General features: G+C 73.8%; 18 protein-coding genes. 12 read left to right on the plus strand and 6 right to left on the minus strand.

Going from position 1 to position 23,472, the window contains the following annotated elements; all coding sequences use genetic code 11:
* Nucleotides 1-42: 42 nt before the first annotated feature.
* Nucleotides 43-819: a DUF695 domain-containing protein gene (locus IPL61_35455; protein MBK9036489.1), complete on the plus strand. Its 777-nt coding sequence runs from the start codon at nucleotides 43-45 to the stop codon at nucleotides 817-819.
* A 26-nt stretch (nucleotides 820-845) separates the two neighbouring features.
* Here IPL61_35455 and IPL61_35460 read toward each other — a convergent pair whose 3' ends face one another.
* A complete protein-coding gene (locus tag IPL61_35460) occupies nucleotides 846-2,243 on the minus strand; it encodes a sigma-54-dependent Fis family transcriptional regulator (protein MBK9036490.1) in 1,398 nt (465 codons plus the stop codon).
* Nucleotides 2,240-3,433, minus strand: coding sequence for a HAMP domain-containing histidine kinase (locus IPL61_35465; GenBank protein ID MBK9036491.1), 1,194 nt, complete (start codon nucleotides 3,431-3,433; stop codon nucleotides 2,240-2,242). The genes IPL61_35460 and IPL61_35465 overlap by 4 nt, the downstream gene beginning before the upstream one ends.
* Before the next feature lie 541 nt (nucleotides 3,434-3,974).
* Here IPL61_35465 and IPL61_35470 point away from each other — a divergent pair.
* Genes IPL61_35470 through IPL61_35485 form a run of 4 tightly spaced genes read left to right on the plus strand, consistent with a single transcriptional unit; the run spans nucleotide 3,975 to nucleotide 10,704 of the window.
* Nucleotides 3,975-4,409, plus strand: a complete 435-nt coding sequence (locus tag IPL61_35470) for a cupredoxin domain-containing protein (protein MBK9036492.1) — start codon at nucleotides 3,975-3,977, stop codon at nucleotides 4,407-4,409.
* Nucleotides 4,410-4,460: 51 nt separating this feature from the next.
* Complete coding sequence (locus tag IPL61_35475) at nucleotides 4,461-5,888, plus strand: TolC family protein (protein ID MBK9036493.1); 1,428 nt, start codon at nucleotides 4,461-4,463, stop codon at nucleotides 5,886-5,888.
* Between the two features lie 5 nt (nucleotides 5,889-5,893).
* On the plus strand, nucleotides 5,894-7,423 hold the full coding sequence (locus IPL61_35480) for an efflux RND transporter periplasmic adaptor subunit (GenBank protein ID MBK9036494.1): 1,530 nt from the start codon (nucleotides 5,894-5,896) through the stop codon (nucleotides 7,421-7,423).
* Complete coding sequence (locus IPL61_35485) at nucleotides 7,420-10,704, plus strand: efflux RND transporter permease subunit (protein ID MBK9036495.1); 3,285 nt, start codon at nucleotides 7,420-7,422, stop codon at nucleotides 10,702-10,704. The genes IPL61_35480 and IPL61_35485 overlap by 4 nt, the downstream gene beginning before the upstream one ends.
* Before the next feature lie 4 nt (nucleotides 10,705-10,708).
* On the opposite strand, the gene IPL61_35490 is transcribed toward IPL61_35485, so the two are convergent.
* Nucleotides 10,709-11,980, minus strand: a complete 1,272-nt coding sequence (locus tag IPL61_35490) for a hypothetical protein (GenBank protein ID MBK9036496.1) — start codon at nucleotides 11,978-11,980, stop codon at nucleotides 10,709-10,711.
* Nucleotides 11,981-12,162: 182 nt separating this feature from the next.
* Between IPL61_35490 and IPL61_35495 the strand changes: the two genes are divergently transcribed.
* The 4 genes from IPL61_35495 (at nucleotide 12,163) to IPL61_35510 (ending at nucleotide 17,154) form a co-directional block, all read left to right on the plus strand.
* Nucleotides 12,163-13,539, plus strand: coding sequence for a hypothetical protein (locus IPL61_35495; GenBank protein ID MBK9036497.1), 1,377 nt, complete (start codon nucleotides 12,163-12,165; stop codon nucleotides 13,537-13,539).
* A gap of 388 nt (nucleotides 13,540-13,927) precedes the next feature.
* Nucleotides 13,928-15,577: an RIP metalloprotease RseP gene (gene rseP, locus IPL61_35500; GenBank protein MBK9036498.1), complete on the plus strand. Its 1,650-nt coding sequence runs from the start codon at nucleotides 13,928-13,930 to the stop codon at nucleotides 15,575-15,577.
* Complete coding sequence (gene tsaB, locus IPL61_35505) at nucleotides 15,577-16,290, plus strand: tRNA (adenosine(37)-N6)-threonylcarbamoyltransferase complex dimerization subunit type 1 TsaB (GenBank protein MBK9036499.1); 714 nt, start codon at nucleotides 15,577-15,579, stop codon at nucleotides 16,288-16,290. The genes rseP and tsaB overlap by 1 nt, the downstream gene beginning before the upstream one ends.
* A gap of 120 nt (nucleotides 16,291-16,410) precedes the next feature.
* A complete protein-coding gene (locus tag IPL61_35510; protein MBK9036500.1) occupies nucleotides 16,411-17,154 on the plus strand; it encodes a hypothetical protein in 744 nt (247 codons plus the stop codon).
* On the opposite strand, the gene IPL61_35515 is transcribed toward IPL61_35510, so the two are convergent.
* On the minus strand, nucleotides 17,146-17,811 hold the full coding sequence (locus IPL61_35515; GenBank protein MBK9036501.1) for a hypothetical protein: 666 nt from the start codon (nucleotides 17,809-17,811) through the stop codon (nucleotides 17,146-17,148). The two genes, IPL61_35510 and IPL61_35515, sit on opposite strands and share 9 nt — an antisense overlap.
* A gap of 204 nt (nucleotides 17,812-18,015) precedes the next feature.
* Here IPL61_35515 and IPL61_35520 point away from each other — a divergent pair, with 204 nt between their 5' ends.
* Complete coding sequence (locus IPL61_35520) at nucleotides 18,016-18,201, plus strand: YdcH family protein (protein ID MBK9036502.1); 186 nt, start codon at nucleotides 18,016-18,018, stop codon at nucleotides 18,199-18,201.
* Nucleotides 18,198-18,689 carry a hypothetical protein gene (locus IPL61_35525; GenBank protein ID MBK9036503.1) on the plus strand — a complete coding sequence of 164 codons (492 nt, stop codon included), beginning with the start codon at nucleotides 18,198-18,200 and terminating at the stop codon, nucleotides 18,687-18,689. Before IPL61_35520 ends, IPL61_35525 begins: the two co-directional genes overlap by 4 nt.
* 317 nt (nucleotides 18,690-19,006) lie before the next feature.
* On the opposite strand, the gene IPL61_35530 is transcribed toward IPL61_35525, so the two are convergent.
* Both IPL61_35530 and IPL61_35535 read right to left on the minus strand, forming a co-directional pair.
* On the minus strand, nucleotides 19,007-20,653 hold the full coding sequence (locus IPL61_35530) for an AgmX/PglI C-terminal domain-containing protein (GenBank protein MBK9036504.1): 1,647 nt from the start codon (nucleotides 20,651-20,653) through the stop codon (nucleotides 19,007-19,009).
* A 702-nt stretch (nucleotides 20,654-21,355) separates the two neighbouring features.
* Nucleotides 21,356-21,949, minus strand: coding sequence for a cytochrome P460 family protein (locus tag IPL61_35535; GenBank protein ID MBK9036505.1), 594 nt, complete (start codon nucleotides 21,947-21,949; stop codon nucleotides 21,356-21,358).
* A 153-nt stretch (nucleotides 21,950-22,102) separates the two neighbouring features.
* Between IPL61_35535 and IPL61_35540 the strand changes: the two genes are divergently transcribed.
* A complete protein-coding gene (locus IPL61_35540; GenBank protein MBK9036506.1) occupies nucleotides 22,103-23,455 on the plus strand; it encodes an MATE family efflux transporter in 1,353 nt (450 codons plus the stop codon).
* Nucleotides 23,456-23,472 lie beyond the last annotated feature (17 nt).

Consider the following 23,472-nt stretch of genomic DNA (forward strand, 5'->3'; position numbering starts at 1 on the left):
ATCGCGGTTGTGCGACGTCGATCGCGCGGTTACCGTCGACGTATGGAGCGCTGGGGCCAGGACTTCGACGTCTACGTGGCGACGCTCGATGGCAAGCCCGCGTCGTTCGTCATCGATCTCGCGGCCGCCGGCCACGCGCCGGTGGCGACGCATCCGGTGCTGGTGCGCGTCCGCGTGCCGATGCTGACGCCGCGCCCCGACGGCCTGCGCGACGCCGGCGAGATCGAGCCGCTGGCCGAGCTCGAGGATCAGCTCGTCGACGCCCTCGAGACCAAGGTCGACGCGATCTACGTCGGGCGCATGGTCCACGCCGGCGATCTCGTGCTGGGCCTGTACGTGCCCGAGGCCCACCGCGCCGATCTCGATCGGCTGTCGACGCTCACCGGGGATCCGCCGCCGGGCTACGCGCCGACCTGGAGCGTCGAGGACGACCCCGGCTGGGCATTCCACGAGTTCCTGCAGCCCGACGCCTACGCCCGCCAGGCGATCTTGAACCGGCGCCTGGTGCAGCAGTTCACCACCAGCGGCGACCAGCTCGCGGTCCCGCGCCCGATCGATCACCTCGCGTACTTCCCGAGCGAGGCCGCGGCCCAGGCCGCGTGCGCCCGCCTGCGCGAGCTCGGGTTCCAGTGCGATGACATCGAGGGCGGGCGCGACGATGGCGCCGGCGATCGCGAGTGCTGGTCGCTCGAGTTCCACCGCGACGACGCGCTCGTCGGCAGCCGCCCCGACGAGTTCGCGACCCAGATCCTCGACGTGATCCTGCCGCTCGACGGCACCTACGACGGCTGGGGCGCCGAGCACCGCGCGCCCGGCTGACGGTCCCGCCGAGCCGGCCGCGGCGCTCACGCCCGCGGCTTGACGTCGTCCGAGCGCACGCCGTAGCGCTTGAGCAGCCGGTGCAGGCTCTCGCGCTCGACCCCGGCCCGCTCGGCGGCGCGGGTGACGTTGCCGTCGAACTCGCGCAGGAGCGCCAGCAGGTAGTCGCGCGAGAACCGCTCGCGCACGGCCTCGAGCGCCTCCCGGTAGGGCAGCTGCACCAGCGGGTCGAGCGGCAGGTCGTCGACCTGGCGCGCGCGCACCTCGTCGGGCAGATCCAGCGCCGCGATCGCCGGGCCGGCGCTGATCGCCACGGCGCGCTCGATCACGTGCTCGAGCTCGCGGACGTTGCCGGGCCAGCCGTAGCCGACCAGGCACCGCAGCGCGTCGGGCGTCAGCGCGGACACGGCCCGCCCGAAGGTCTGGGCGTGCTTGGCGACGAAGTGCGCGGCCAGGAGCGGGATGTCGTCCCGCCGCTCGTGCAGCGCCGGCAGCCGGATCGGGAACACGTGCAGCCGGTAGTACAGGTCCTCGCGGAACCGGCCGGCCGCGACCTCGGCCTTGAGGTCGCGGTGGGTCGCGGCGATGACGCGGACGTCGACCTTGGTCGAGGCGGTGTCGCCGACCCGGCGGATCTCGTGCTCCTGCAGCGCGCGGTTGAGCTTGACCTGCACCGCCAGCGGCAGCTCGCCGATCTCGTCGAGGAAGATCGTGCCGCCGACCGCCTCCTCGAACAGCCCGGGCTTGGCGGTGGCGGCGCCGGAGAACGCGCCGCGGGCGTGCCCGAACAGCTCGCTCTCGACCAGCTCGGACGGCAGCGCCCCGCAGTTGACCGGCACGAACCGCCCGGCCTTGCGCGCCGACTGGTAGTGGATCGCGCGCGCCGCCAGCTCCTTGCCGGTGCCGGTGTCGCCGGTGATCAGCACGGTGATGTCGAGCCCGGCCGCCTGCTCGAGCAGCCGGTAGACGGCCTGCATCGCGCGGCTCTTGCCGATGATGTTGTGGAACGCGTGCAGGTGCTGCAGCTCCTTCTGCAGGTTGGCGGCCTGCTCCTTGAGCCGCTTGCGCTCGAGCGCGCGCGCCACCGCGAGCGCGGCGGCGTCGGGATCGAACGGCTTCTCGAGGTAGTCGTAGGCGCCGAGCTTGATCGCCTCGACCGCGTCGTTGACCGTCGCGTACCCGGTCATCATGATCACCTCGGCGTCGGGCTGGCGCTGCTTGACCGCGCGCAGGACCTCGAAGCCGTCGGCGCCGGGCATCCGCAGATCGGTGACGATGACGTCGAACGGCTGGGCCTGCACCAGCGCCAGCGCGCGCGCGCCGTCGCCGGCGGTGACCAGCTCGTAGGCGTCGCCGAGCAGCTTGGCGAACAGCTTGAGCATGTTCTCCTTGTCGTCGACGACGAGCACGCGCGCGCGGGTCACGCGGCCTCCCGGGCGCGCGGCAGCCGCAGCGCCACGCGGGTGCCGGCGGCGGCGGGCGCCAGCTCGAGCTCGCCGCCGTGCCCGCGCGCGATCGCCTGCGACACCGCCAGGCCCAGGCCGGTGCCCCGGGGCTTGGTCGTGAAGAACGGCTCGAACAGGTGCTCGCGCGCGGCCGCGTCGAAGCCGGCGCCGGTGTCGTGCACCGCGACGACGACCTCGGCCGCGGTCTCGGTCAGGCGCACGTCGACCCGGCCGGTCGGGCCGGCCGCCTCGATCGCGTTCTTGATGAGGTTGAAGATCACCTGGCGCAGGCGCGGGCCGTCACCCGGCACGACCGCCTGACCCTCGACCTGCACCGGCGCCGCCGCCTCGGCGACCGCGAGCCGCGCGACCACGTCGTCGGTCAGCTCGCGCAGATCGACCGGCTCGGCCGCGAGCCTGATCGGTCGCGCCAGGTCGAGCAGGCCGTCGACGATCTCCTTGCAGCGCAAGGTCTCGGCCTCGATCACCCGCAGGTCGTCGGCCAGCCCGCCCTCGGCCTGCTTGCCGAGCAGCTTGGCGTAGCCGAGGATCACGCCGAGCGGGTTGTTGATCTCGTGGGCCACGCCGGCCGCCAGCCGGCCGATGCCGGCCAGGCGCTCGCTCTGGACCCGCTCGTGCTGGTGGAGCTTGAGCGCCGTCGCCATCGCGTTGAACTGCTGCGCGAGCGCGCCGAACTCGTCGGCGGTGTCGACGGCGATGCGCGTGTCGAGGTCGCCGCCCGCGATGCGCGCGGCGCCGGTGCGGAGGCGCGCGATCGGCCGCGCGACCGAGCGGCCGATCAGGATCCCGGCCGCCACCGCGAGCGCCGGCGCGATCAGCAGGAACCCGACGCCCCACCACAGCGCGCGCCGCTCGGTCTGCGCGACCAGCGCCTCGAGCGCGGTCACCGACTCCGAGAACCGCCGCGCCAGCCGATCGGTCCGGGCCTGGGCCCGGCCCATCGCCGTCAGCACCCGCTGGTGCTCGCGCTGCGCGCTCGCGGCGTCGCCGGCCAGGACCGCGGGCACGACCCGCTCGCGGAAGGTCTGATCGAGCTCGCGCGTGGCGCGATCGATGTCGGCGACCCAGGCGCGCTCGTCGTCGGCCACCGCGACCGCGGCCATCTGCGCGGTCAGCGCCGCGGTCTGCTGCTTGGCCTCGTCGTACATGCCGAGGTGGGTGTCGTCGCCGATGATGATCGTGTGCGCGACGTGGGCGTACTGATCGCGGACCGCGCTCGACAGCTCGAGCGCGAGCTGGAGCGCGTCGACCCGGGCCCGCGTCCGGGCCAGGCCGCGCTCGATGTCGACCAGGTGGTACAGCGCCACACCCGCCGCCACCACGTAGAGCGCGATGATCGCCCCGAACGCCGCGAACAGCCGGCGGCCGGTGCCAGACCAGGCCCGGGGCCTCATGACGTCACCGCGCCTCGCCGACGGGACTTGACCGATGGCTGATGTGTATCCGGATGGGTCACACTGTATCCCGAGCGTGGGAGGGCCACCAGTGTCGTTCGGTGGGCGCGCCGGCCTGGCCTGAACCGCCAGGCGCCCAGGAACGCCCTTCAGCAAGACCCACGCCGCTCCCCCGAGGGCTCTCGCGCCGCTTCGCAGGGCAAGCGCGCCTCGACCGTGACTGCTTCGGTTACACCTTCGCAGCGACGAACGCCGGTCGATCTCGACCATCGCCATCAATACCATGTAATCAAAGATGAATTTCCGACATGTCCTGGCGATTCGTCCGCTGGCCCGGACGCTGCACAAGCGGGGCGCGACCCCCGGAGCCAATATGAAGAACGTCTACGCAGTCACGCTCGTCCTCGGTTCGCTGGTCGCGCTCGGCGCGTGCAGCAAGGCCACGAAGACCCAGCCGACCGATCCCAACCAGCCGATCCAGATCTCGGTCACCTCGAAGGGCTTCGAGCCGAAGTCCATCAAGGCCCACGTCGGGCAACCGCTGAAGATGGTCGTCACCCGCAAGGTCGAGCGCACCTGCGCGACCGAGATCGTGATCAAGGACTTCCAGATCGAGCAGGAGCTGCCGCTCAACCAGGCGGTGGCGCTCGAGCTGGTCCCGACCAAGGCCGGTCCGATCCGCTTCGCGTGCGCCATGGACATGATCGCCGGCGAGATCATCGTCGATTGAACGGTCGGGGCGGCGCGTCGCCAGACCGCCCACGCCCCTCGAGATCGCCGCATGCGCGCCGCCTCCCCCTCTCGCGATCACCGCGCCCACGCCGGGCTGCTGGTGCTGGCGCTCGTGAGCGTGGCCGCGCACGCGCGCGCGGACGCGCCCACCGCCGATCCGGTCCTGGCGCAGCTGATCGCCGACAGCCTCGCGGCGCGGCCGGAGCTGGCCGCGCGCGCGGCGACGGTGCGGGCCCAGCGCGCGCGCGTGCCCCAGGCCGGCGCGCTGCCCGATCCGATGCTGCAGGTCGGCATCCAGAACGACGGCTTCACCGGGATCGAGATCGGCACGATGCCGACGTCGTTCGTGTCGATCATGATCGGCCAGACGTTCCCGTGGCCGGGCAAGCGCGACCTCCGGACCCAGCTCGCGAGCCTCGACGTCGACGCGGCCTCGCTCGACGTCGACCGGCTGCGGCGCACCACCGAGGCCGACGTCCGGCGCGCCTACCTGGCGCTCGTGCTCGCCCGCGACCGGCTGGCCTTGCTCGATCACCTGACCGCGCTGTGGGGCCAGTCGGCCGAGGCCGCGCGCCTGACCTACGAGGTCGGCGGCGGCGCGCAGTCGGACATCCTGCGCGCCCAGCTCGAGCAGCGCCGCCTGGCCCAGCGGCGGCTGGCGCTCGAGGCCGAGGCCGCGACGCTGACGCAGGAGCTCAACCGCTTGCGCGGCCACGACCTCGACGAGCCGATCGCCGCGACGCCGACGCTCGCCGAGCTGGGCGCGCCGGCGCCGATCGACGAGGCCGCGGCGCGCGCCGACGCGCTGGCGCAGAGCCCCGAGCTGGCCCGGGCGCGGCTGGCGGCGACCGCCGGCGCGCGCGCGACCGCGCTCGCGCGCAAGGGCAGCTACCCCGACCTGACCGTGAGCGCGGGCATCATGGTGCGCGGCGTCGACCTGCCGCCGATGTGGCAGCTGTCGGTCGGCGTGCCGCTGCCGATCTACGCCGACCGCAAGCAGCGCCGCGCCGTGGCCGAGCGCCGGGCCCAGACCGACGCCGCCCGGCTCGACGTCGACGCGGTCGCCCAGGTGCTGACGCTGCGCGTGCACGAGCGCGCGACCGCGCTGGCCGCGCTGGCCGCGACGATCGCGATCTACCGCGACAGCCTGCTGCCGCTGTCGAAGGCCACCGCCGAGAGCACGCTGGCGCAGTACGCCGTCGGCAAGGTCAGCTTCGCGGCCGTGCTCGACGGCAACGCCGGCGTGCTCGGGGACGAGGACGCGTACCTGCGCGCCCTCGCCGCCGCCCATCGCCTGGTGATCGCGCTCGACGAGCTCAGCCTCGCGCCCGTGGCGATCGACGACGGCGGCGCCATGACCGGCGCGACGATGCCGGGCGTGACCGCCACCACCGCCGCCGCCGCCACCACCTCGGCCCCGGCCGCCGCCGCCGCCGCCGCGCCCGCCGCCGCTGGCGGTGGCATGGGCGGCATGTGACCGCGATGACCACCGAGCCCCCAGCCCCCCACGTCGACCCCGACGCGCCGCCCGCGCGGCCGGCGACGATCGACCCGCCCGCGCCGACGCCACCGGGCGCGTCACCGCGCCGCGGGTACGGCCTCGGGACGATGCTGGTCTTCGGCCTGGTGTGCGCCATCGGCGCCGGCGCCGCCGCGATCAAGCTGCTCGACCACGGCGCCCCGTCGGCGACCACCGGCGGCGCCGCGGGCCACCAGTACCACTGCCCGATGCACCCGACGATCGTCTCGGACCACCCCGGCGAGTGCCCGATCTGCGGGATGGACCTGGTCGAGGTCGACGCCGCGTCGACGACCGCGGCGACGACCCCGTCGGTGCGCACGATCGTGCACTACCGGTCGCCGATGGACCCGCGCCAGACCTCGCCGACGCCGCGCAAGGACGAGATGGGCATGGCCTACCTGCCGGTCTACGCCGACGAGCTGGCCGGCGGCTCGTCGCCGGTGCCCGGGATGGGGGCGGTCGACATCGACCCCGATCGCCAGCAGCTGATCGGGCTGCGCACGACCGAGGTCACGCGCGCGTCGATCGGCGGCGAGGTCCGGACCGTCGGCCGGGTCGCGATCGACGAGACCCGCGTCAGCCACGTCAACGTCAAGAACGGCGGCTTCGTCGAGCGGATCTTCGTCGACTACCTCGGCAAGCCGGTCAAGCGCGGCGATCCGCTGTTCACCCTGTTCAGCCCCGAGCTGGTGGCGGCGCAGGAGGAGTACCTGCTCGCGGTCCGCACCCGCGGCGTGCTCGGCGCCAGCGGCGACGGCCAGGGCCTGGTCGACGCGGCCCGCCGCCGGCTGGCGCTGTGGGACGTGTCGGCCGCCGAGCTCAAGCGCCTCGAGGCCACCGGGACGCCGCGCAAGGCGCTGACGTTCTACGCCCCGGCGACCGGCGTGGTCACCAAGAAGGACGTGGTCGCCGGCATGAAGCTCGACCCGGGCGCGATGCCGTACGAGCTGGTCGATCTCAGCGAGGTCTGGGTGATCGCCGACGTCTACGAGAGCGAGATCCGGTTCGTCCACGAGGGCACGCCGGCGACGCTGGCCATGACCGCGTACCCCGACCGCACCTTCGCCGGCACGATCAGCTTCATCGCCCCGTTCCTCGACCCGTCGACCCGGACGATCAAGGTCCGGCTGAAGTTCGCCAACCCCGACGGCGACCTGCGGCCCGAGATGTACGGCGAGGTCGTGCTGTCGACGACCGCGCGCGACGCGCTGGTGGTGCCGCACGACGCGATCATCGACTCGGGCGCGATCCAGGTCGTGTTCGTGGCCCAGGGCGCCGGCAAGTTTGTGCCGCGCCAGGTCCAGCTCGGCCAGCGCGACGCCACCCGCGTCGAGGTCGTCGCCGGCCTCGAGGCCGGCGAGCGCGTCGTCACCCGCGCCAACTTCCTGGTCGACTCCGAGTCGCGGCTGCGGGCCTCGCTCGAGGGCCTGACCCCGGCCCCGGCGCCGACCCAGGCCCGGGTCCTGCCGGAAGCGGGCGCCGTCCCGTGATCCGGCGGATCATCGGCTTCTCGGCCGAGAACCGGGTGCTGGTGCTCGCGCTGACCGCGGTCGCGCTGGTGATCGCGTGGTGGTCGATGCGCACGATCCCGCTCGACGCCCTGCCCGACCTCGCCGACACCCAGGTCATCGTCTACGCGCGCTGGGATCGCAGCCCCGACATCATCGAGGATCAGGTCACGTACCCGATCACGTCGGCGCTCTTGGGCGCGCCCCGGGTCAAGACCGTGCGCGGCCTGTCGGACTTCGGCTTCAGCTACGTCTACGTGATCTTCGAGGACGGGACCGACCTGTACTGGGCCCGGACCCGGGTGCTCGAGTACCTGTCGAAGATCACGCCGGACCTGCCGGCCGGCGCCAAGATCCAGATGGGGCCGGACGCGTCGAGCGTCGGCTGGGTGTTCCAGTACGCGCTGGTCGATCGCACCGGCCGCCACGCCACCGACGAGCTGCGCTCGTACCAGGACTGGTTCCTGCGCTACGCGATCCAGAGCGTGCCGGGCGTGGCCGAGGTCGCGACGATCGGCGGCCACGTCCGCCAGTACCAGATCAACGTCAACCCCAACGCGCTGGCGGCGTACGGGCTGTCGCTGCAGACGGTGATCGACGCGGTCCGGACCGGCAACAACGACGTCGGCGGGCGCCTGGTCGAGCTGTCCGGACGCGAGTACATGGTGCGCGGGCGCGGCTACATCAAGAACATCGCCGACATCGAGCAGCTGGGGCTGCGCACCAACGGCGGCACGCCGGTGCTGGTCAAGGACGTCGCCCAGGTCGTGCTCGGCCCCGAGATGCGCCGCGGCATCGCCGACCTCGACGGCGAGGGCGACGCCGTCGGCGGCATCGTCGTCATGCGCGCGGGCGAGAACGCGCTCGACGTGATCGCCCGGGTCAAGGCCAAGCTCGACGACGTCAAGGCGTCGCTGCCCGCCGGCGTCGAGGTCGTCGTCACCTACGACCGCTCGGACCTGATCGAGCGCGCGATCGACACCGTCACCTCGAAGCTGCTCGAGGAGATGATCATCGTCGCGCTGATCATCCTGGTCTTCCTGTGGCACTTCCCGTCGTCGCTGGTGCCGATCGTCACGATCCCGATCAGCGTCCTGCTGGCCTTCATCCCGCTCAAGCTGATGGGCCAGAACGCCAACCTGATGTCCCTGGCCGGCATCGCGATCTCGACCGGCGTGCTCGTCGACGGCGCGATCGTCGAGGTCGAGAACGCCTACAACAAGATCTACCTGTGGCAGCGGGCCGGCCGCCCCGGCGACTTCCACCGCGTCCGGCTCGACGCGCTGCTGGAGGTCGGGCCCGGGGTGTTCTTCTCGCTCCTGGTGATCGCGGCGGCGTTCCTGCCGATCTTCACGCTGGTCGACCAGGAGGGCCGGCTGTTCAAGCCGCTGGCGTACTCGAAGAACCTGACGATGGCGATCGCCGCGCTGCTGGCGATCACGCTCGACCCGGCGCTGCGGATGATGTTCGCGCGGATCGATCCCTACACCTTCCGCCCGCGCTGGCTGGCGCGGCTCGCGACCGCGGCCCTGGTCGGGCGCTACCGGTCCGAGGAGCGCCACCCGGTCAGCCGGCTCTTGCACTGGCTCTACGAGCGGCCGTGCCACTTCGTGCTCCGCCACGCCTGGGGCACGATCGCGGTCGCGGTCCTGATCATCGCCAGCGCCGTGCCGATCTACCAGCGCCTGGGCTCGGAGTTCATGCCGCCGCTGCGCGAGGGCACGATCCTGTACATGCCGTCGGCGGTGCAGCCCGGCATGTCGGTGGCCGAGGCCGAGAAGGCGCTGCAGGTCCAGGACAAGATCCTGCGCACGTTCCCGGAGGTCGAGCGGGTGTTCGGCAAGGCCGGCCGCGCCACGACCTCGACCGACCCGGCGCCGTTCACGATGATGGAGACGACGATCGTGCTCAAGCCCGAGCGCCAGTGGCGGACCCGACCGCGCTGGTACTCGTCGTGGGCGCCGGCCTGGGCCAAGTCGGCGCTGCGGCCGTTCTGGAACGATCGCATCAGCCAGGACCAGCTCGAGGACGAGCTCGACCGGGCGCTGCGCCTGCCCGGCATCTCGAACGCGTGGACGATGCCGATCAAGGGCCGCCTCGACATGCTCTCGACCGGCATCCGCACGCCGGTCGGCATCAAGATCCTCGGCAGCGACCTGCCGACGATCGAGCGCGTCGCCCGCGAGGTCGAGGCGATCGTGGCCGAGCTGCCCGGGACCCGCAGCGCCTACGCCGAGCGCGTGGCCGGCGGCTTCTTCCTCGACTTCGTGCTCAAGCGCGACCAGCTGGCCCGCTACGGCCTCACCGTCGACGACGCCAACATGATGGTCATGACGGCGGTCGGCGGCGACAACCAGAGCATGACCATCGAGGGCCGCGAGCGCTACGGCATCAACGTCCGGTACGCGCGCGACTACCGCGACGATCTGGCGTCGCTGCGGCGCGTGCTCTTGCCGCTGCCGGGCGGCCGCGGCCAGATCCCGATGGAGGCGATCGCCGACGTCGGCCTGGCCCAGGGCCCGGCGATGATCCGCGACGAGAACGGCTTCCTCGCCGGCTACGTCTACGTCGACTTCGACACGTCCAAGGTCGACATCGGCGGCTACGTCACGCGCGCCAAGGCCGCCGTGGCCGCCGCCGTGACCCTGCCGCCCGGCTACACGCTGACCTGGAGCGGCCAGTACGAGAACATGCTGCGGGTCAAGGAGCGCCTGAAGCTGGTCGTGCCGCTGACGCTGGTCCTGATCTTCCTCTTGCTCTACCTGAACACGCGCTCGGCGTTCAAGGCCGGCCTGGTGATGCTGGCGGTGCCGTTCTCGGCGGTCGGCGCGGTCTGGCTCCTGTGGCTGCTCGACTACAACATGTCGATCGCGGTCTGGGTCGGGATGATCGCGCTCATGGGCCTCGACGCCGAGACCGGGGTGTTCATGCTGCTGTTCCTCGATCTGTCGTGCGACGAGCGGGCCCGGGCCGGGCGCCTCAACACCTACGGCGACCTGCACGAGGCGGTCATCCACGGCGCGGTCAAGCGCATCCGACCCAAGGCCATGACCGTGTGCGCCGCGATGCTCGGGCTGTTGCCGATCATGTGGTCGATCGGGACCGGCGCCGATCTGATGAAGCGCATCGCGGCGCCGATGGTCGGCGGGCTCGTGACCAGCTTCGCGATGGAGCTCCTGGTCTACCCGGCGATCTACTTCCTGTGGCGGCGCCGCGGCCTGCGCCCAGGGCCGGCCAGCCCCGAGGAGCCCGCGCCGGCCTGAGCGCTCACTTCGGCTTGGCCTTGAGGACGACCTTGTTGTCGCGGATGACGACGTTGAACTCGACCCGCGACGCCTTGTGCTGCTCGAGGATCTTGGGCGCCTGGCTCTGGAGCGTGCGGACGAGCTTGTCGTACGACAGCCCCTCGGCGCGCTCGCCGACGACCTCCCGGGCCTTGACGTACTTGGCGTAGAGCGCCCGGGTCTCGGCCTCGGTCATGCCCGGCACCGGCGGGCGCGACGACGCGGGCGGGCGGGTCGTCCGGGCCGCGCGGACCGGCGGCCCGATCGTGGCCGAGCCATCCGGGACCGGCGGGCGGACCGGCGGCCCGATCGTCGCCGAGCCCGGCGCGACCGGCGGGCGGACCGGCGGCGCCATGGTGACCGAGCCCGGCGGTGCCGGCGGGCGAACCGGCGGCGCCATGGTGACCGAGCCCGGCGACCGGCGGGCGGACCGGCGGCGCCATGGTGACCGAGCCGGCGCTGCCGGCGGGCGAACCGGCGGCGCCATGGTGACCGAGCCCGGCGGTGCCGGCGGGCGAACCGGCGGCGCCATGGTGACCGAGCCCGGCGGTGCCGGCGGGCGAACCGGCGGGCGCTGCGGCGGCCCCGCCGTCGGGCGCTGCGGCGGCGCGACCGGCGGGCGGGCCGGCTTGTCGATCGCCGCGAGGGCCTCGTCGGCCAGCCCGGCGAGCGCCGCCGCGATGTCGTCGTCGCCAGCGTTGACGAACGGATCGGTGGTGACGCTCTTGCCGCGGCGCGGCCCAGGTGCGGCCGCGGGCGGCGGCTCGAACCGCTGGACGTCGGGCTGGGTGTCGCCGTCGTCGACCAGGTGGCGGCGCTTGCCCTCGGCCAGCGCGACGGCGCGGTCGCGCTCGATCGACTCGCGCATGCGCTTGGGCATCGCCGCGAGGATCTCCTCGGGGATCGACTCGCCGGTCACCAGCGCCTGGCGCCGGAGCTTGTTCAGGTTGCGGATGTAGCGACCCGACTCGATCTCGCGCAGCGTGCGCTTCCAGTACGTGTTGTACGAGCCGAACTTCTGCTGGACCGTCGCGAACCGGTAGCGCAGCGCGGTGTTGCGGATCTGGAGCTGCGCGACCTCGCGGATCCGGCGCTCGGCGTCGGTGTGCAGGTGGGCCGGCGCCTGGCGCTGGATGCCCATGAAGTACTGCTCGTAGAGCACGCGCAGGCGGTCGACCAGCTTGTCGAGACCCTCGAGGGCCTCTTCGATCTCGGCGGTCTTCTCCTCCGAGCTGAGCGTCGACTTGAGAGCCACTCGCTGCGAGCGTACCAGACCGACGGCGCCGGGCGACGGCGACGTTGCGTTTCGCAGCGTCGCGCTGGCTACCGACGGCGCCACCCGCCGCGGCGCCGCGCACGATCTCGCGCAGTTGCCGCCGGCCGGGGCTGGCACAGCGCATGCGATGACGCCGCGCGATGGCCCGCCGATCGCTCCTCGTGTCCGTGACCCTCCTGGCCGCCGCCTGCGTCGAGCCGCCGCCCGAGCCGCCGACCTCGGTCGAGGCGCCGCTGACCGGGGTCGACGGCGCCGCCGATCAGGCCGACCGGGCGTGCCACGTGGTGCTGCGCGACCTGACCCGACTCGGCAACGGCACCGGCGGCTACCAGACGGCCGGCGGCAGCTGGATCTGGGAGGGCGACGTCGAGCTGTCGGAGGCGGCGGCGGCCGAGGGCGCGACCGCGGCGGTCCAGTACCAGTACGGCTCGGACCCGGCCTGGTACCAGGTCGCGGCCACGCCCAGCGCGATCGCCGCGACGCCGGGGTTCGTGCGCTACCACGTCCGGCTCGACCAGGGCCTGCCCGGCCCCGGCATGTCGGGCACCTCGCTGTCGACGGCGCGGGTGCAGGTGATGCCGCTGGCCCACCTGGCCGGCGGCGGGCGCCTGTTCGATCACAACCGCGTGCCCGGCGACTTCGACAACTACCTGCTCACCGCCGACGGCAACTTCGCGGTCACGCGCAACGACGCGGTCTGTCCGGCCGCCGGACCGACGCCGCCGGCGCGGATCGTGTTCCCGGCCGGGCAGCCGGTCGAGCAGCACGGCGCGCTGGTGCCGGGCGGGATGGTGCGACTCGAGTACGACCCGGCCCGGCTGACCACCTGCCGCAACTCCCGCGGCAGCTTCGACCTGTGGGACATCACGGCGCACGTCCGCTGGAACACCGGCGAGGAGTCGAGCGCCAGCATCAAGAACGGCGCGCTGCTGGTGTCGATCCCGACCACCGCGCGCGCGGTCGAGATCTGGTTCGAGAACACCGCGGTGCCGGGCTGCCAGGCGTGGGACTCCAACTGGGGCGCCAACTACGCGTTCGATCTGCTGCTGCCGCCGCAGTGGCTCGGCGCCGCCACCGTGCGCATCAGCCGCGACACCATCGATCCGTGCGCCGGCCCCGACGCCGCCGCCGGCTTCGACTTCGGCACCTGGGGCCGGCAGCGCGCCGCCATCGCCAACGTGTGCTTCCAGGTGTGGTCGCCGGGCGTGACCGATCGCGACGATCCCGAGGTCTGGCGCAAGCTCGACGCGACCCTGCGCTGGCGGCCCCGCGGCACCAGCGAGCCGCTGCGGTCGGTCTACGCCGCGCTCGACCGCCGGGTCGGCAACGACGCCCGCTTCACGGTCGACCTGCGCGGCCTCGATCCCTTCCGCCCGTACCAGTGCCCGTCGGTGCCGACCGCGCCGACGCCCGACGGCATGTACGTGCGCGCCGAGCTCGAGTACGTGATCGTGGTCAACGGCGTCGAGCTGCGGCCCGCGCCGGGCGCCTACTACCCGGCGACGTTCACCAACTACCTCGACCCGGCCTGCCCGTAGCGCGCGGGCGCGCGGGCCGCGGCGACGTTCACCAACTCCCTCGACCCGGCCGGCCCGTCGCGCGCGGCCGGCGTCGCTTCGCCGGCGACGTTCACCAACTCCCCTCGACCCGGCCTGCCCGTCGCGCGCGGGCGCGCGGGCCGCGGCGACGGCGACGTTCACGTGCGGCCTCGCCCCCGGCCGGCCCGTCGCGCGCGGGCGCGCGGGCCGCGGCGACGTTCACCAACTCCCTCGACCCGGCCGGCCCGTCGCGCGCGGCCGGCGTCGCTTCGGCGGCGACGTTCACCAACTCCCTCGACCCGGCCGGCCCGTCGCGCGCGGCCGGCCTCGGTCGTCACGCTCGACCTGCGCCGGCGCCCGTGGTACGCCGCGAGGCGCTCGCAGCGCCATGTCGGTCGTCTACTTCCTGCTCCTCGTCGGCGTGCTCGTGATCATCCACGAGCTCGGTCACTTCGTGGCGGCCAAGCTGCTCGACGTGCGCGTGCTGCGGTTCTCGATCGGCTACGGCCGGCCGCTGATCCGGGTCCGCGGCGCCGAGACCGAGTACCAGATCGCGGTGTTCCCGCTGGGCGGCTACGTGCGGATCCTCGGCGTCGAGGACGGGCCCGACGTCGAGCCGCGCGACCGCGGCCGCTCGTTCGCGACCCGGCCGCTGTGGCAGCGCCTCGTGATCATCTTCGCGGGGCCGGCCGCCAACCTGATCCTGCCGATCCTGATCTACTTCGTGTTCTTCGCCGGCCACACCGAGCTGCCGGCGGCGGTGGTGGGCGACGTGTTCGAGGACTCGCCGGCCGCCCGGGCCGGGATCGAGGCGGGCGACACGGTCCTGGCCGTCGACGGCAAGAGCGTCCGCTACTGGGAGGACCTCGAGCGCGCGATCCGCGCCCGCGGCGGCGACGAGATCAGCCTCAAGCTGCAGCGCGGGCCGCGGGTGTTCGAGAAGTACGTGGTGCCGATCGCCGACGTCGTGCGCAAGCGCGACGGCCAGGTGTCGGCGCAGGGCCGCATCGGCATCACCCGGGCGCCGTTCGTGCCGATGGTCGGCATCATCGATCCGACGTCACCGGCCGGGCGCGCCGGCATGACCACCGGCGATCTGATCGTCAACATCGACGGCCGCCCCGTCGACAACTGGAGCGGGGTCGCGGTCGGGCTCGGCCACGGCGCGCGCCGCACCAACCTGGTGTACCTGCGCGGCACCGAGATCCCGGGCGTGCCGCAGGTGCGGCTGCTCGAGGCCCGGTTCGCCGATCTGATGCCCGAGACCCGGCTCGACGCCACCCTCGGGCGCAGCGCCTACACCGGGCTCGAGAACGCCGAGATGTTCGTGGCCCACGTCGATCCCGGCACGCCGGCCGATCTGGCCGGGCTGCGGGTCGGCGATCTGATCGCGACGATCGACGACCAGGCGGTCAAGCACTGGGCCGTGCTCGAGCAGAAGCTCCTGTCGGACCCGAGCCGCACCTGGACCATCGGCTGGCGCCGCACCGACCACGGCAAGGTGGTCGAGCGCTCGGCGCAGCTCACGCAGGTGTGGCGCAAGGAGCTCGATCAGTACGGCCACACCGTCGAGCGGCTCGTGCTCGGCGCCCGCAACGACGTCCAGCGCGGCCACGGCAAGATGGTGCCGATCGACGGGCGCTTCGGGTACGCGGTGTCGAAGGCGGTCGAGCGCACCGGCGAGACGATCAAGCTGATGGCGCTGGGGTTCCTCAAGGTGCTCGGCGGCGACTCGCCGAGCGAGAGCCTGGGCGGCCCGCTGACGATGTACCGGGTCGCGTCGGTGTCGGGCGAGCAGGGCTGGGACTCGTTCCTGCTGCTGATCGCGCTGATCAGCGTGAACCTCGGCCTGATCAACCTGCTGCCGGTGCCGGTGCTCGATGGCGGCCACGTGCTGGTGTTCATCATCGAGGGCGTGCGCCGCCGGCCGCTGTCGGCGCGCGGCAAGGAGAAGATCCAGTTCTTCGGCCTGGTGCTGGTCGGGATCATCACGATCCTGGCGCTGCGCAACGACATGATGCAGTACGTGTTCCGCTGATGACGATCCTCGCGCTCGACACCTCGACCCTGACCGCCAGCGCCGCGGTCGTGACCGGCGCCGGCGAGGTGCTGGCGGTCGCCGTCGGCGAGCCGGCGACGCCGACCGATCGCGTGATGATGCTGTGCGCGCAGGCGCTCGACCGCGCCGGGGTCACCGCCGCCGCGCTGACCGCGATCGCCGTCGGCGCCGGCCCGGGCTCGTTCACCGGCCTGCGCATCGGCCTGGCCACCGGCAAGGGCCTGGCCTACGCGCTGGGCCTGCCGCTGTGGCTGGCGTCGTCGCTGGCGGCCCTGGCCCACGACCTCGCGGCGGTGGTCCCCGTCGACGACGCGCTGCTGGTGCCGGCGCTCGACGCCCGCCGCGGCGAGCTCTACGTCGGCTTCTACCGCCGGACCGACGCCGGGCTGACCGCCGTCGCCGACGAGCGGGTGCTCGCGCCGAGCGCGCTGGCCGCGGTGATCGCCGAGCTCGGCGACCGCGCCCACCTGGCCGGCGACGCGCTCCAGAGCTACGCCGACGCGCTGGCCGCCCTGCCCGCCACGGTCGCGCGCCACGCCGCGCTGCGCACGCCGTCGGCCGTCGGCGTGGCCCGGGCCGTGCTGGCGAGCGACCGCCGCGATCGCCTGCACGACGGCGCGCCGGCGTACATCCGGCTGTCCGAGGCCGAGGTGAAGTACCCCAACGGCGTCCCCGGCGCCCAGCGTCGCTGACGCGCGCCAGGGCTGTCTGCCAGGGCTGGCACGGTCGGGTCGAGGACGGCCGACGTCGCTCGTCGGCGCGCGCGGTCGCGTCAGCGCGTCCTGGCACGTCGCGTGCTGTGCCCGCGGTCCATGACGTCCCTGTCCGCGCGCCTGCGCCGCCGCTTCCTCCATCACTGGTTCGTCGGCGTGTTCGCGATCATCGGCGGCCTGTGGCTGGTGACGACCCTCGCGTACGCGCTCGGCGCCGGCGGCATCTCGTTCGGCAATCGCTACACCGGCCAGCGCGCGCGCATCGACTTCCAGCGGGGCCACGACGTGCCGGTGCTCGCGCTCGGCCACGACGCAGGCCTCGTGCTCCACGGCGGCCCGACGCCCCGCGGCACGGTCGTCAAGCTGCGCCCGGGCCTGCCGTTGGTCTTCTGCTGGGCCTGCGGGCGCGACGAGGCCGCCGGCGCGATCGCCGACGTCGAGTTCCGGCAGGGCACGTGGTGGTACCGCGCGCCGGTCGACGTCGCGGCCGAGCTGGCGGCGTTGCCGCGGGCCGGCGGCTCGGCCCGGTGGCGGGCCGCGCGCACCGAGATCATCCTGACGGTCGCGTACGATCAGGCCACCGGCGCGCGCCGCCAGGTCGCGCCGACGGCGACGGTCGAGGATCAGGCGCGCGCGCTCGCCGAGCTCGGGCTCCGCACCGACGCCGCGGCCCGGCTGTCGGAGGACGGCCTGGCCGACCTGCCGCGGGCGTCGATGCAGCGCGAGGGCTGCGTGATCGTGCACCTGGCGTTCGTCGCGGTCGTGCTGCTGTGGCTGGTGGTCGGCGGCGTCGCGCTCGCGCTGGTGGCGCTCGTGCGCCGGCTGCGACGTCGCTCAGGGTAGGCCGCGCGGGCGCGCCGGCACGCCCGCGTCGTGGAGCACGCACCGCGCCTGGGCGCACGACGTCGACCAGCGCCGCTCGTTGGCGCGCACGAGCTCGTCGTAGTCCGGGCCGCCCATCGCGCACTCGAGCCGGCGCGGCGGGAACGCCGCGCGCGCGGCCGGGCCCTGGGCGCGGTTGATGGCCAGGGGCTCCTGGGGCACGCACGCCTGCAGCCGGAAGTAGATCGTGCAGTCGGCGTCGACCTGGCAGGCGTCGAGCGCGGTCGGCGCGGGCCGCGACGGCGCGACCGGCCGCTGGACCTTCATCGTCGCGCGCGCGATGCCGCGCCCGGTGACGCCGGCGATCGTGCCGCGCAGCGCCCGCGCGGCGCAGCGGTTGAAGCGCACCGTGCCGCCGCGCACCGAGACCGCCCGCACGCGCGCGGCGCTGTCCCAGCGCAGGGTCACGCGGGTCGCGATCACCGCCGCGCGCTCGCCGCGCGCGCACGCCACCAGCACCGCGTCGCGGGTCTGGATGTGCTCGACGAGCGCGGGCGTGGTCGAGATGACCAGCACCGGGCGCGGCGGCGGCGGCACCGGCATCCGCTTGGCGCTGGCCACCCCGGTCGTGGCGACCGCGGCGAACGCGAGGGTGACGAGCGAGCGGCGCAGCATCATGGAAGATGAGACGGTGGCCGACGCGCGAGATTCAGCCGCAGGCGGCGCCTACCCGTGACCAACCCGGGCCCGGGCGACACCGCCACTGGAACGTTACACCCTCGGGCGGCCCGATCGCGACGAGCGGTTGCGCCGCGATGGGTCGTGGACTAGCGTTGATCCAGGTCGCCGATGCGGCCGGAGCCAGACGTGAACGCACCCGCGATGGATGCCTCGACCCTCGATACGCTCGTCGATGAACACCGCCGCCTCGACGCCCGACTCCGGCAGCTCGAGGGCCAGCGCTCGATGACCTCGGCCGAGCAGGTCGAGTACGGGACGCTGAAGAAGCAGAAGCTCCTCGCCAAGGACCGGATCGCGCGCCTGCAGGCGACCGACCGCCGCGCGTGACCGAGCCGCCGGCGCCCGCGCTCCCGCCCGAGGTGCTCGAGCGGATGCGCACGATCGGCCTGCGCATCGACCGCCACGGCCGCCTGTGGCACCAGGCCGACGAGGTCACCCACGCCGGCCTCAAGCGCGCGATCCTGCGCTGGCTCGACGTGCGCGCCGACGGTCGCCCGATCGTCCGCCTCGACGACGTCCGGTACGCCTACGTCGACGTCGATGACACTCCGCTGCGGGTCACCGCGGTGCGCTGGGACGGCGACGTACCCATCGCGCTGCTCGACGACGGCACCAGCGCGCCGCTGGCGCTGCCGACGCTCGCGGTCGATCCCGACGATCGCTTGCGCTGCCGCGTCCGCGACGGTCGGCTGGCCGCGCGCCTGACCTCGGCCGCGCACCAGGTGCTGCTCGAGCGCGCCGCCGAGCGCGCCGGCGTCTACGGCGTCGAGGCCGCCGGCGCCTTCTGGCCGCTGGTCGCCGACGTCCGCGAGTAGCGCGACGCCGCCGACGAGCAGCGCGGCGCGCGTCACTGCCAGCGCGGCGCACCTCGCGGCCAGCGCGGCGCACCTCGCGGCCAGCGCGGCGCACCTCGCGGCCAGCGCGGCGCACCTCGCGTTGCCAGCGCGGCGCACCTCGCGGCCAGCGCGGCGCACCTCGTGGCCCGCGCAACGCGCGTCGTTGCCAGCGCGGCGCACCTCGCGGCCAGCGCGGCGCTCGTCATTGCCCGCGCAACGCGCGTCGTTGCCAGCGCGGCGCCGAAAGCACGACCGCCGCCCGAGGGCGGCGGCGGCGACGTCACGAGGCGGGCGGCTCAGCCGCGGGGGCGGAGCTGGAACGGGTACTTGATGGGGTACACGCCGGTCTCGCCGACCTTCGGGAACTGCACGTGCGAGATGACCTCGGCGATGCAGCTCGACACCGTCGGGTCCACGCCGCTCGCGCTCGACTCGACGACGCGCCCGTTGCCGTTGAGCGTGAAGTTGGCGGTCACGGTGCCCTGCAGGCCGGGCTGCGCGAGCAGCTCCTTCTCGTAGCAGTACGAGATCTTCTCGATGTTGCGGCGGATGTAGCGGCGGATGAGCTCCTTGTCGAGGCAGTTGCCGGCGCCACTGCACACGACCGGCGGCTGGAGGACGACCTTGGGGACGAGGGGGGTGCGGCGGCGCTGGTTGCCGTGGCCGTCGTCGCCGAGGAGGCCGAGGTAGTTGTGGCCGTCGTCGCGGCCGAGCGTGCCGAACGGATCCGAGGCCACGCCGCTGCACGGGACGCCAGCGATCGTGCCGCAGCCGGTGCCGGTGCCGCGGACGCCCCAGCCGAACGAGCCCGCCGGCGCGCCGGTGCCGCCGCCGTCGAACAGGCCGCCGGTGATGTCCATGTCGTCGAAGCCCGAGGCGAAGTTGCCGCCCTCGGCCACGCGGATCGGGCCGGCGGCGAACACGTCCGACGACAGGATGCCGACGTCGCGCGCGGCCTCGATGGCCTGCTCGCGCGACAGGCGCGGGCTCAGCCCGCGGTCGGCGACCTGGAGCTTGGCCGGGGTCGGGTTGGGGCTGTCGTGACCGAGCGTGCCGGTGTCGAGCGCGATGGCGGTCGGCGCCGAGGCGTCGCCCTCCTTGCCCGAGTCGTCGGCGTCGCCGTCGTCAGGAGGCACCGGCATGTCCTCGGTCGACACCAACACCGAGCGGGTCGTCGAGCTCTCGCGCATCGACATGTCGGTCGGCGCGCCGCCCTGGTCCTCGGTCGCCTGCTGCATGATCCCCCACAGCATCAGGTGGGCCATCGCCGACGCCGCCAGGAACGCGAGCGGGGCGCGCTCCCACGCCATCGCCGGCGGCGCGGTGCGGACCGGGGCCTCGATGCCGCGCACGAAGAACGACGCCTGGCCGATGCGCGTGCGCACCTGCGTGCCGACGTACAGCGGCAGCGCGACGTGACCGGCGGCGCGCATCGACGCGAGCGTGGTCGACGTGCCGGCGAACGCGACGTCGCCGTCGAGGTTTGCGAGCGGGGCGACGAAGCCACCGGCGCCGTGCTCGACCAGGGTCTGCTCGGGCGGCGCGTCGGCCAGCGGGATGTCGACGCCGTCGTTCTGTCCGACCCGCAGGCGGGTCCGGGCGGCGTCGCGCCGCCGCAGCAGGCCGGTGGCGACGCAACCGACGCCGGCGATGACGCCGAGCGCGGCCAGCACGTCGACGGCGGGGCTGTGGCGGGTCGGCCGGAACGCCCACGACGGGCGCTTCTCGGCGATCCAGCGCTCGCGCGCGGCGGCGTCGTGGTTCGCGGTGCGCAGGCCGTAGAAGAACGTGGCGAGGCCCAGCGACAGGAGCGCGAGCCCGGCCACCAGCGCGATCCGGCCGCGCCGGTGCGCGGTCGGGGCCGCGGTGAGCGTGTCGATCGAGACCACCGAGCCACCGAGCGAGGTGACGACCTCGACGGCGGTGGCGGGGGTGGCGGACATTGCGGGGGCGGTGGGTGCGGACAGAGCGGTAGCCATGACGACCTCCAGCGAGGGCGGGTTAATCGCGCCGGCAGCGACCTCGCTCCGCGCATTCGCCGTCGCGCGCCCAGGTGGCGCTGCGTCGGCGTTCGTCGGGATAGACAGCGACCGCCGGCCCCGGTTCCAAAAATCTGCGGGCAATTTCACATGCCTACGCAGTATTTTTTCCTGCAACCGACGCCGCGCGCCGGTGTCTGCCGCCCTTCGCCCTGTCTGATGCGGCGGCCCACGGCCCGCCCGGCCTCGCCGCACGCTCGCCTGGCGCCTCGCCCGGGCCCCGCGGCGCGCCCGCACCCTCACCTGATCAACGCCCGCGGCGCGCCCGTACCATCGCCCTCATCAACGCCCGCGGCGCGCTTGCGCCATCGCCCTCATCAACGCCCGTGGCGCGGTTGCGCCAGCGCCCTCACGCCCAGCACCGGCGGGGCGGGGGGGGGGGGGGGGGGGGGGGGGGGGGGGGGGGGGGGGGGGGGGGGGGGGGGGGGGGGGGGGGGGGGGGGGGGGGGGGGGGGGGGGGGGGGGGGGGGGGGGGGGGGGGGGGGGGGGGGGGGGGGGGGGGGGGGGGGGGGGGGGGGGGGATCGGGGGGGTTCGGGATCGGGATCCGGATCGGGAATCGGGGATCCGGATCGGGATCCGGATCGGGCGTCCGCGATCGCCTCGGACTACTCCGGCAGCGCGGTGATCCGCGCCGGCCCCGGCACGCCGCCGAGGTTGCGATCGTAGTTGTCGTGGCACTCGACGCAGTAGCCGACCTTGTGCGACGGCGACCGCCAGTAGATCGGGCCGCCGAGCTTGGCGGCCCAGCGCGCCGGCGGCTCGGCCCAGTGGATCGCGTAGGCCCAGTCGCCGTGCTCGGGATCGAAGCCAGGCGCCTTCTTCTCCATCACGAAGATCGGCCCGGCCTCGCCGGTCGCGGCCCCGTCCTTGGTCTCGACCGAGGTCTTGACCACGACCGTGCCGACCGGGATCTCGGCCTCGTCGTCGAGGTAGGCGGCCGCGCCGACCGCGTTGACGTAGGTGTCGACCAGGCGTCCGCCGTGGGTCTCCGACGGCACCGGCGCGGTGTTCATGTGCACGTACGCGGCGTAGTCGGCGCCGACCGCGAGCGGCCCGAACGTGGCGCCGTCGTCCATCGGCATGTCCGTCGACTTCATCATCGACGTCAGCTGCGGATCCATGGCGGGCTCGGCCGGGCGCGGGGGCGACGATCCGCACCCGCTCAGGGCGACGACGACGAACAGGGAGCTCGATCTCATCTGGGGCCTACGCCGTCTGGGCGCGGCGGTTACGCCCGTGGCACGCGGACGACCGTCGTCGACGACACGGGTGCGGACGAGGTTCATCGCCGCGACGCTAGCACGGTCGAGGTGCTAGCCTGCGCGGCCGTGTCGACCGCACCTACTGTCACGATGCGCACGCTCCTGGCGCTGGCCGCGCCGGTGGTGCTGGCGCGCGCGACCCAGTCGGTCGTCGGCTTCACCGACGCGTACATGGTGGCGCCGCTGGGCGAGGACGCGCTGACCGCGACGACCGGCGGGGCGATCAACAGCTTCTCGCTGGTGATCCTGCCCATGGGCACGGCGTTCATCATCCAGAGCTTCGTGGCGCAGCTGGTCGGCAAGGGCCGCGCCGCCGACGCCCGCCGCTACGCGTGGTACGGGCTCGCGCTCGCGCTGGCCGCGGGCGTGCTCGCCCTCGCGGCGCTGCCGCTGATCGGCCCGGTGCTCGGCTGGTTCCCGCACACGCCCCACGTCCGGGGCCTGATGACCGACTACATGATGATCCGCCTGACCGCGGTGGCGGCGATCGTCGGCAGCGAGGCGCTCGGCAACTGGTTCGGCGGGTTCAGCAACACGTCGATGCAGATGCGCGCCGGCATCCTGACGATGGTGATCAACGTCGCCGGCAACTGGCTCCTGATCGAGGGCCGCGCCGGCGCGCCGGCCATGGGCGTGCAGGGCGCGGCGCTGGCGTCGGCGATCTCCAGCTGGATCGGCCTGGGTTACCTGTTCTTCGAGTTCAGGAGGGCGCCGCGGCACGGCGCCGCGCCGACCGCGTGGTCGTGGCCCGAGCTCGGGCGGGTGCTGAGGTTCGGGTTGCCCAACGGGTTCAACTGGTTCCTCGAGTTCGGGGCGTTCGCGCTGTTCCTGAACGTGGCCGTGGCCCAGCTCGGCACCGCGGCGTACGGCGCGCTCAACGTGATCATCCAGGTCAACTCGGTGGCGTTCATGCCGGCGTTCGGGATCGCGACCGCCGGCGCGATCCTGGCCGGACAGTCGATCGGCGCGGGCGCCTTCGACGCGGTCCACCGCGTGGTGCGGATGACGCTGGCGGTGACCGCCGGGTGGATGGGGCTCATCGGGCTCGTCTACCTGGTGTTCCCCGAGACGGTCATGGGGCTGTTCGCGCACGACGACGCCAAGACCGGCGTCAGCGCCAGCCAGCTGGTCGCCGTGGGCGCGCCGATGCTGGCGATCAGCTCGGCGTGGCAGCTGTTCGACGCGGCGTCGATGACGATGTCCGAGACCCTGCGGGCCGCCGGCGACACCGCCTGGACGCTCTGGGCCCGGGTGGTGCTGGCGTGGGTCGTGTTCGTGCCCGCGTCGTTCGTCGTCGTCTACGTGCTCGACGGCGGCACCACCGCGGTGATGCTGTGCCTGGTCGCCTACCTGGCGGCGCTGGCGGTGGCGATGACCCTCCGGTTCCGATCCGGGCGCTGGCGGACGATCGACCTGACCGGGCGGGAGCCGGAGCTGGTGTGACCGCGCTATACACGGGG

Source organism: Myxococcales bacterium, assembly GCA_016717005.1.
Classification (GTDB): domain Bacteria; phylum Myxococcota_A; class Polyangia; order Haliangiales; family Haliangiaceae; genus UBA2376.

Bases quoted from the DNA above. Each gene is read 5' to 3' on its own strand.
- IPL61_35455 (MBK9036489.1), top strand. From the start codon at position 43: ATGGAGCGCTGGGGCCAGGACTTCGACGTCTACGTGGCGACGCTCGAT.
- IPL61_35530 (MBK9036504.1), bottom strand. From the start codon at position 20,653: ATGTCCGCCACCCCCGCCACCGCCGTCGAGGTCGTCACCTCGCTCGGT.
- IPL61_35515 (MBK9036501.1), bottom strand. From the start codon at position 17,811: ATGATGCTGCGCCGCTCGCTCGTCACCCTCGCGTTCGCCGCGGTCGCC.
- IPL61_35535 (MBK9036505.1), bottom strand. From the start codon at position 21,949: ATGAGATCGAGCTCCCTGTTCGTCGTCGTCGCCCTGAGCGGGTGCGGA.
- IPL61_35465 (MBK9036491.1), bottom strand. From the start codon at position 3,433: ATGTACGACGAGGCCAAGCAGCAGACCGCGGCGCTGACCGCGCAGATG.
- IPL61_35520 (MBK9036502.1), top strand. From the start codon at position 18,016: ATGGATGCCTCGACCCTCGATACGCTCGTCGATGAACACCGCCGCCTC.
- IPL61_35475 (MBK9036493.1), top strand. From the start codon at position 4,461: ATGCGCGCCGCCTCCCCCTCTCGCGATCACCGCGCCCACGCCGGGCTG.
- IPL61_35470 (MBK9036492.1), top strand. From the start codon at position 3,975: ATGAATTTCCGACATGTCCTGGCGATTCGTCCGCTGGCCCGGACGCTG.
- IPL61_35510 (MBK9036500.1), top strand. From the start codon at position 16,411: ATGACGTCCCTGTCCGCGCGCCTGCGCCGCCGCTTCCTCCATCACTGG.
- IPL61_35540 (MBK9036506.1), top strand. From the start codon at position 22,103: ATGCGCACGCTCCTGGCGCTGGCCGCGCCGGTGGTGCTGGCGCGCGCG.
- rseP (MBK9036498.1), top strand. From the start codon at position 13,928: ATGTCGGTCGTCTACTTCCTGCTCCTCGTCGGCGTGCTCGTGATCATC.
- tsaB (MBK9036499.1), top strand. From the start codon at position 15,577: ATGACGATCCTCGCGCTCGACACCTCGACCCTGACCGCCAGCGCCGCG.
- IPL61_35480 (MBK9036494.1), top strand. From the start codon at position 5,894: ATGACCACCGAGCCCCCAGCCCCCCACGTCGACCCCGACGCGCCGCCC.